This window comes from Nonomuraea spiralis (genome assembly GCF_014648435.1).
Lineage (GTDB): Bacteria > Actinomycetota > Actinomycetes > Streptosporangiales > Streptosporangiaceae > Nonomuraea > Nonomuraea spiralis.
The window spans coordinates 165543-173913 of the sequence record NZ_BMRC01000020.1 but is presented as its reverse complement, the minus strand read 5'-3'; the positions used below and the strand labels follow the sequence as shown (position 1 = coordinate 173913).

Here is an 8371-nt window from a genome sequence, read left to right as displayed (position 1 = left end):
GATGCCGCAGTTCTGCCACTCCGGCGCGTGGTCACCGCCGACCGGCGGGGCCTGCGGGTAGCTGACCGCCTTGTCGGTGTGAACGCGGCTGCTCACGTTGATCGTCTGGACCGCGTCCAGGGACCGGCCGGCCCGGTCGGCCAGCACGAACGCCGTGCCCGCCGCGGCCACCCCGGCCGCCACCACCACCGAGGCGCTGATCATGACGACCCGCCGCCGGCGCTCCGCGCGCCGCTGCCCGGCCTGCAGCGCGGAGAGCCGCTCCTTGAGCGTGCCCTCGGCGTTCTTGCCCATCCGCCTACCTCCGACCACGTGCTTCTCGCGTACGTAACTTCTACAGCACGTAGAATATGGGAGCCATAAGTACGCGCCCCGTCAGCCTTCGTGGAGGTGTCTCACTGGTCCCGGGTGCGCTTGTCCAGCCGGGCGAGACGGTCGTTGTAGGCGGCCAGTTCGGCGTCTTTTCGCTGGTCGGCGTGGCGGTCCTGGCGGCGCGCCTGACGGTGGTCACTGAGCGACCACTGCACGGCGATGGTGATCACGACGATCATGGTGGGGATCTCGCCGAACGCCCACGCCATGCCGCCGGCGACCGTCTGGTCCTCCAGCACGCTCGCGCCCCACGGACGATCCAGCTGGTCGTACCAGGCCGAGGCTATCGACGTGCCCATCATCATCATGGAGATGCCGAAGAACGCGTGGAACGGCATGGTCATCATGAGGGTGCCGAGCTTGGCGATGTACGGCAGGCGGCGCGGCGCCGGGTCCACCCCGATGATCACCCAGAAGAACAGCACGCCCGAGGCCAGGAAGTGGGTGTTCATGAGGATGTGACCCACCGGTTGACGCATGGCGTCCTCGAACAGCGAGGTGTAGTACAGCGCGTACGAGCCGCTGATGAACAACACCATCGCCAGTGCCGGATGCGAGACGATCCGGGTGAAACGGCTGTGCAGTACGGCGACGAGCCATTCGCGCGGCCCGCGGTCCCCACGCCGCGCGGCCGGCTTCAGCGCCCGCAGCGCCAAGGTCACCGGGGCGCCGAGCACCAGGAAGATCGGAGCCAGCATGGCCAGCCCCATGTGCTGGATCATGTGCGCGCTGAACAACACGGGCGCGTACGTGGCGAGCCCGCTCTGAGTGAAGATCACGACAAGCGCGACCCCCACGGCCCAGGCGATCGTCCGGCCCAGCGGCCAGCCGTCGCCCCGGCGGCGCAGCCGGACGACACCGGCCGCGTACAGGCCCGCGGCGACGAGCGCCAGGAGGGCGAAGAAGAGGTCCAGCCGCCACAACGTGGCCAGCCGGGCGGCGGTGAGCTCGGGCGGCATCGCGTAACCCAGCAGATCACGTACGGGATCGATGGGCAGCACGACCAGCGGAGGGGCGGTACGTGACAGCGCCACGGCCAGGCCGATCACGGCCCCCATGACCATCAGCTCACCCGTGGCCAGCCGCGCGAACGCGCCCGGCCGCCCCGCGCGCAGGGCCACCAGCGTCCTGCGCCGATGCAGCCGGCCGAAGCCACCCAGCAACACCAGCGCCGCGGTCTTGGCCAGGATGAGCCACCCGTACGAGGATGACACCAGTTGCCCGACGTCGGTCAGCCGGGCCGCGGCGCTGGCCACCCCGCTGACCGCCACCCCCACCAGGCACCACAGCGCCAGCCGGGAGAACCGCTCGGCGGCGAGCGTCAGATCGGCCCGGCCGCGCATCGCGTGCACGGTGACCGCGGCCAGGCCGCCGACCCACAGGGCCAGAGCCACCAGATGCAGGCCGAGCCCGGTGATCGCCATCGCGTGGTTCGGCGAGCTGGCCGAGTGCCCGATCAGCACCGGCGGCAGCAGCGCCACGAGGGCCAGGGCGAGCAGCGCGGCGGCGCCGTACACGGCCACCAGCTCCCCGGAGAACCCGGCGATGCAGCAGGCCAGAACCAGCACGAGCAACAACATCGTGCCCTGCGGGATGGTCGTGACGAAGCTGATCAGCGCCGCGCCGGTCAACTGCGTGACGGGGACCGCCATGATGTCCGACAGCGTGAACAACAAGGTCAGCAGGGTCGCCGCGGCCCAGGACACCGCCGCCCAGGTCGCCAGGCGGGTGTAGCGTCCTGCCTCCCGCGACAACACGCCCTTGTCGGAAGGCAGCAGCGTGGCCGCCATCAGCAGCGCGCCGACCGTCATGACGGCCGACAGGTCCGCGGCGAGCTTGGCGACCGGCAGCCCCCAGCGGGTCACGGCTCCGGCGTCGGCCAGACCCGCGATCGTGACGGTCAGGGCCGCGCCTCCGGCCAGCAGGCCGATCACCAGGGCGGCCACGGCGGCGCCGCCTGTGGCCAGGAGTAGTCGCATCAGGCGTGTGGTCATCCCGGGGCTCCCTGTTCAGCCGGTGGGGGCGAGGTTTCGGCGGCACCGCGACCGGGCTCGCCGCCGCGGCGAGCCGAGCTCCTTCGCCGCGCCGCGCGGCTCGTCCATCCGGCCACCTCTCCCATCAACTTCTACGACAGGTAGAACTTCTACAGTATGTCGAATATGAGCGCCATAAGAGGTGGCGGGCGAGATCAGTGCATGGAGATGTGCACGTGGTCCTGATGGTTGGCGGTGATGCCTCCCCGGTCCGACATGGACTTCCAGGCCGCGCCCTGCCAGATGCGCTGGTTGAAGATCACGTACTTGATGCCCAGGCGGGAGGCGTTCTTGATGGCCCATGCGGCCAGCGCGCCGCCCTGAGCCTTCTGCGCGGGAGAGGGCCACGTGCCCCCCGTAGTGATCATGAAGTCGCAGGCGCGACCCTGCGGATGTTCCCCGCCATCCTGGAGCGTTCGGTAGCAGCCGATGCCGGACAGCGTGAACCGCCGCTTGACCTGGTCGCGTACCATCCGCGTGCGCGGGGTGATGTTGTCGGCGCCCGACGGCAGCTCCGGCGCCCAGCTGCCGTCGGACCTGCGCACGCCCGGCGCGACGAGAAGGCGGTCGATCCGGTCGGTGATCGTGGCGATGAGCTTCTCGGCCTTGCGCCGGTCGGCGCGGGTGTCGCGCTCGCGCAGATCGCGCGCCTTCGCCGCGGCGTCGTCCTGGGCTCGGCCACGAGCATCGCGGGTGGTGGCGTACCGGCCGATGATCGCCTGCTGGTTCCGCGCCTGCAGCTGCAGGATCGCGGCCGCCCGCAGCCGGGCGCCGGGCTCTCCCGCGCCCATCGCAAGCCCGAAAGGCGGCCGGGGGCTCCGGTAGACCAGGGCCGCCAGATCGGAGATCTGCCGCCGGGCGTCGTCGTACTCGCGCCGAGCAACCTTCAGGCGGGCCACGGCCGAGCGTTCCGCCCGTTCCGCCGCCGCGAGCGCCACCCGGTTGGCGTTGTAGCCGGCGACGATGGTGTCGAAGTCCTTCTGCAGCCGGCCCAGTTGCCGGCGGAGCTGCCCGGCCGTCGAGCCGCCACCCATGCCCCTCTCCATCATCTTCTACGACACGTAGAAACTAGAGGGAGTGTACGGGGTCGACTCGCGCCCGTGCGGCGTCGTCGCCTCCACGAATGACAACAGGGCCATCTCGGGCATGCGCCTGCTGATGCCGCAGAACACACAACGATGGTTACGTTCCGTAGCGGACGTGGGTATGGCGGCAAGAGTGGACCGTGGGTCCTCCGGCCAGGGCTCTGGACGGGAGACCACGTCACCGCGCACATGGAGGGGGCCCACTATGAGCGGCATGACCACAGTCTCACCACCGCTGCCTGCAAAGACCGCCGCCTATTACGCCGAAGGCTGGTGGCGCCGGGAGACCTTCCTGGACGATCTGCACCGCCAGGCACGCGTCCGGCCCGGCGAGCCCGCGTACATCACAGTCCGTGACGGCGATCACTGTGTCACCGTCACCTATGCTCAGCTGGCCGAACAGGTGGAACTGCTGGCCGCGGCGCTGTGGGAGACGGGCGTACGACCGGGCGATCTTGTCGCTTTCCACCTGCCCGAGATCTGGGAGACCGCGGCACTGTGGCTGGCCTGCGGGCGTGTCGGTGCGATCACGCTGGTCCTCGATCACTGCATCGGCGGCCGCGAGAGGGATCTCGTCCTGAAGGGCACACCTGCCGATCTGCTGATCACCGCCGCCGATGACGACAGCGCCGGTGTCGCGGCCACGGTCGGGATCAGTGACCTGCTGGCGCGGGCGGCCACTCTCGCACCCCTTGAGCAGGGCGAACGTCCACAGATCAGCGCGGACGACCTGTGCCAGATGTTGCTCACCTCAGGCACCGGCGGCCGGGTCAAGGGCGTCCTGCACACCTTCAACAGCCGGTACGCCACGGTACGGCTGATCGCCGGCCTGCTCGGGCGTTCGGAGATCTCGGGCACCAGCAGTGCGATCGGCCACAGCCTCGGCCTCAGCATCAACGTCCTCGCCCCGCTTCTGACCGGCCGCCCGTCGGTGTTCTCCACCTCCAAGGATCCTGGCCACTGGCTGGATCTGATCGAACGGCACCGTATCGCCTGCTGCGTGAAACCGCCCCTGTTCTGGGGGCAGCTGGTCGCGGCGCAACGGCGTCGTCCCCGAGACCTGTCCTCGCTGAGCCGGGTCGTCAGCCTGGCGGCCGCCCTGCCCGCCTCCACCGCCGCGGACATCCGCGACGTGCTCTCCCCGCACCTGATCAACGCCTACGGGATGAGCGAATGCGGCCTCATCTCCCTCAGTTCGCCTGGCGACCCGGCAGAAGACAGCATCGGCCGGTCGGTGGACGGCGTCGAGGTCGAGCTCCGGCAGGACGAGGGGGCACTGCACGTACGATCACCCGGACTGTGCCACGCGATGGTCGACATGCGCACCGGCCGATGCACATGGACGCCCGACACCGATGAGGGCTGGTACGACACCGGCGACCTGATGCGCATGGGCCAGGACGGCCGGCTCCACTATCAGTCACGCGCCGTGGACCGGATCGGCTGCACGCTGCTCATCCCCGTCGCCGAGGTCGAGAGCGAACTGCACGGCCATCCGGCGGTCGCCGAGGTCGCCATCGTCGGCATCCCCGACGCCGACGGGCACGAGGAGACGTGCGCCGTCGTCGTCCCCACGGGCACGCCGCCGTCGCTGGAGGATCTGCGCGTCTTCCTGCGCGGGCGCCGGATGACCGAGCAGTACCTGCCCGCCCGCCTGGTCATCTCCGACTCGCTGCCCCGTACCTCACTGGGCAAGGTCCGCAAGACCGAGGTCCGTGACCTGATCGCCTCCGGCGCTCTCACCGGGCACGGCTCCCCCCTTCGGCACACACAACCGCAAGGGGGAATCGCGTGATGGTTCGGCAGACAGAAGCGAGAGTCGGCGTGGTGGTCCCGCGGACGGGCCGGCTGGCCGAGTTGGGCATGCCTCTCGCGTTCGCGGGAGAACTGCTGGAGCCCACGCTCGCCGACCCCGGCCGGGGCAGCGGGCGACGTCCCATCCGCCTGCTGTGGCGGGACAGCAGATCAGATCCCGACCATGCCCGGCTCGTCACCACCGAGCTCGTCCGCGAGCAGGGTGTCCACCTGATCCTCACGATGGCCGGGTCCCATGTCCTCCCGGCGGTGGCCGCCACCTGCGAGGAGCTGGAGACGCCCTGCCTGTCGACGACGTTCCCCTGGCAGGCGTACTACGCCGCGAGAGGGGTCCCGCCCGGTCACACGTTCCGCTGGACGTACCACTTCGGGTGGGGGCTGGACGACATCGCCGACGTGTTCGCGGACATGTGGGAACGACTGGGAACCGGGATGACCGTCGGATGCCTGTGGAACACCCACTTCCAGGGGACGACGCTGCGCAACGGGGTGTTCGAGGCGGTGGCGGCGCGGCGGGGGCACAGACTGATCGATCCCGGCGGGTACACCGAGGCGAACGGGGACTTCGAAGCATGTGCCGCGCACTTCCTGCGCAACGGAGTGGAGATCGTCACCAGCGCCGCCACCACGGACGACCTGGCCGCGTTCCGGCGGCACGCCGATCGGCAGGGGCTGCGGCCTCGGTTGATCACCTCTTCCCGGTGGCTGACCTACCCGTTCACCCCGCCGGAGCCGCCGGGCCCCGACGGAATCGCCACCATCGTCTATTGGTCTCCCCGGCATCCCTGTCGTTCGTCGCTGGGCGACATGACGGCGGCAGATCTCGCGGCCCTGTACGAGCGACGTACGGGCAGGCAGTGGCTGCAGCCACTGGGTGTCGCCCATGCCCTGTTCGAGGTGGCCGCCCACGTACTGTCCTCGGCCGAGGATCGCGGCGACATCGCCGCCACCCTCGCCACCACCAGGGTGGACACCGTCGCGGGCCCGCTGGACTGGGCCAAGGGGCCCGCTCCGAACATCGCCGCCATCCCTCTCATCGGCGGTCAGTGGCGCGCAGGCACCCGTCATCCCCATGAACTCGCCCTGGTCACGAACACCCGGCTGCCTGAACTCGTCCTCAGCGAGGATCTTCGCAGCGGTGCTCCTGCGGGCGTTCCACCACTGGCTCCGCGCGGTGCGCGCGCGGCAGCGGTCCGAGGCTAGTTCGCCAACGGAAGCACCACGTTGCTCAAGCCGAGGTCGACGGTCACGGACCTGGCGGCGGGGTCGACGATGACGTAGTCCTTGTCGTTTCCGACGATCACGACCGCGATGCGATGGCCCGCCGGGAAGACATAGTCCGTGGCGTGCAGGCGCCAACTGACCGTGTACGCCTGGCCGGGACGTACAGGGCTTGGACGAGTGACCGAGTCCCGGTTCCTGACGTCGACGGAACCGCGGGTGACGATCGGCGTCTTGGCCGGCTTGCCTCTCGGGGCAGAGGCGAACAAGTCAGCGTTTTCCGGCTGAGGTGTCGTCGTACCCGGAGCCGCCGGCCCGTAGTCGACCAGGAGGGCCGTCAGCGGAGTGCTGGTCGACGTGCTCGTCATCCGTACGCTCACCTCCGGCGTACCGGACAGACGCGTGGGCCGGGTCAGAGGCGGAGTGAGGTAGGCGAGCCTGTAAGGTGCGCCGGCCGACGGGTTGGCGATCATTTCCGCTTCGTTCCGCGCGGGGTCGTCGGTGAAGGTCTGGGTCGCGCCGGCGGCGGGCGTGTCTCCGAGGGTGCCCACGGCTGACGAGTCGGCCGGACCGAACCACATGCGAACCGGCCGGGAGTCGGGATGCGGCCAGTTGGCGGAGGTCTGCCAGGAGTTGTCCGCCTGCTGGACGGTCACCCGCGGCTCTCGCATGATCCCGTTGTCGAGGTCGTAGAGCCAGTAGTCCATCCAGCGGTGCAGGGTCTCCTGCCAGGCGCCGGCGCCGGTGACAAGCGGGTCCTCGTGTCCGCCGTTGTGCAGCCAGAGCTTGCGCGGCACGTCGGCGTCCTCCAGCCCCTGCCACCATTCGGCGAACTGGCGACCGCGAACCTTCGTGTCGTTCAGACCTTGTGCCAGCAGGACGGAGGCCCGTACCCGGGAGACCTGCCGCCGGTAGTTCCGTTCGGCCCAGAAGGGGGTGTAGTCGGCGCTGTCATCGGCCGCGCGGTCCCCCAGCTTCGTCAGGACGTCCCCGCACTTGGCCAGGGCGTTCTCGCTGATGACCCGGCTTGCCTGGTACTCCGGATAGCGGTTGCCCAGCGAACCGGCATAGGCGATCCCTTGATCGCGCGCGTAGTCGTACCAGCTGGAGATCGCCCCTTCCGGAACAATGGTCTTCAGCCCCTCCACCCTTTGAGCGGCGGCCGCTTCCGCGAGCGTGCCGTCGTAGGAGAGACCGATCATACCGACGGCGCCGGTGCTCCAGTCGGCGACCGCCGCGCTCCCGTCCGCATGGGTGGCACGGGCCCGGCCGTTGAGCCAGTCGATGGCCGCGGTCGCGCTGCGAACGTCCTCACGGCCACCGGTCGTCGGGCATCCTTCCGAGGCGCCCGTCCCCTGCACCTCGACCTCCACCGCGGCGTAACCCCGGGGCACGAAGTACTCGTCGTACCAGTCGGAGAACACCCCCGGGTCGGGCACCGTCGATTGCGTCACCCGGCCCGTATAGGGCGTCGCCTTCATGATCGTGGCGACCCTCATCCCGTTCCGGGTTTCCGCGGGCCGCATCACGGCCACGGCGATCCGGTCACGACGGCCGTCATGATCGCTGTCCATCGGCGTCTCGACGTACACAGTCTCACGCACCGCCTCTTCGTACGAAAAGGCGGGCTCAGTCCGTCCGTCGCGCACAAGGAGGGCCGGCGCGGCCGACGCCGTCGCCGCGGGCAGAACGAAGCCTAAGCCGAGCACGGCCATGCCAATAATTGCAAGTCTCTTTCTGATCACGAAATGATCTTCGCACATGCGGCGAGACCGATGATCTCGACACAGGCGCCCAGCCACGGCGTCCCGGGACAGGGGCGCTCACGCCTACGAGCGCCAGGCT

The 8371-nt window shown here is 69.7% G+C and carries 6 protein-coding genes; 2 read left to right on the top strand and 4 right to left on the bottom strand.

Features of this window, described 5'->3' with window-relative positions; genetic code table 11:
- From IEZ27_RS37550 to IEZ27_RS37540, 3 genes are all read right to left on the bottom strand, one after another.
- On the bottom strand, nt 1-294 hold a 294-nt coding region (locus IEZ27_RS37550), incomplete at its 3' end, for a DUF3105 domain-containing protein (RefSeq protein ID WP_189651616.1).
- 101 nt (nt 295-395) lie between these two features.
- Entirely contained in the window at nt 396-2366 is a 1971-nt protein-coding gene (locus IEZ27_RS37545) for a cytochrome c oxidase assembly protein (RefSeq protein WP_189651615.1), read from the bottom strand.
- A 194-nt stretch (nt 2367-2560) separates the two neighbouring features.
- Entirely contained in the window at nt 2561-3439 is an 879-nt protein-coding gene (locus tag IEZ27_RS37540; RefSeq protein ID WP_189651614.1) for a coiled-coil domain-containing protein, read from the bottom strand.
- A gap of 265 nt (nt 3440-3704) precedes the next feature.
- Here IEZ27_RS37540 and IEZ27_RS37535 point away from each other — a divergent pair, with 265 nt between their 5' ends.
- Both IEZ27_RS37535 and IEZ27_RS37530 read left to right on the top strand, forming a co-directional pair.
- On the top strand, nt 3705-5285 hold the full coding sequence (locus IEZ27_RS37535; RefSeq protein WP_189651613.1) for an AMP-binding protein: 1581 nt from the start codon (nt 3705-3707) through the stop codon (nt 5283-5285).
- A 32-nt stretch (nt 5286-5317) separates the two neighbouring features.
- Nucleotides 5318-6508, top strand: a complete 1191-nt coding sequence (locus IEZ27_RS37530; protein ID WP_229824705.1) for an ABC transporter substrate-binding protein — start codon at nt 5318-5320, stop codon at nt 6506-6508.
- On the opposite strand, the gene IEZ27_RS37525 is transcribed toward IEZ27_RS37530, so the two are convergent.
- Nucleotides 6505-8241, bottom strand: coding sequence for a CocE/NonD family hydrolase (locus IEZ27_RS37525; protein ID WP_189651612.1), 1737 nt, complete (start codon nt 8239-8241; stop codon nt 6505-6507). The genes IEZ27_RS37530 and IEZ27_RS37525 overlap by 4 nt on opposite strands.
- Nucleotides 8242-8371: the final 130 nt, after the last annotated feature.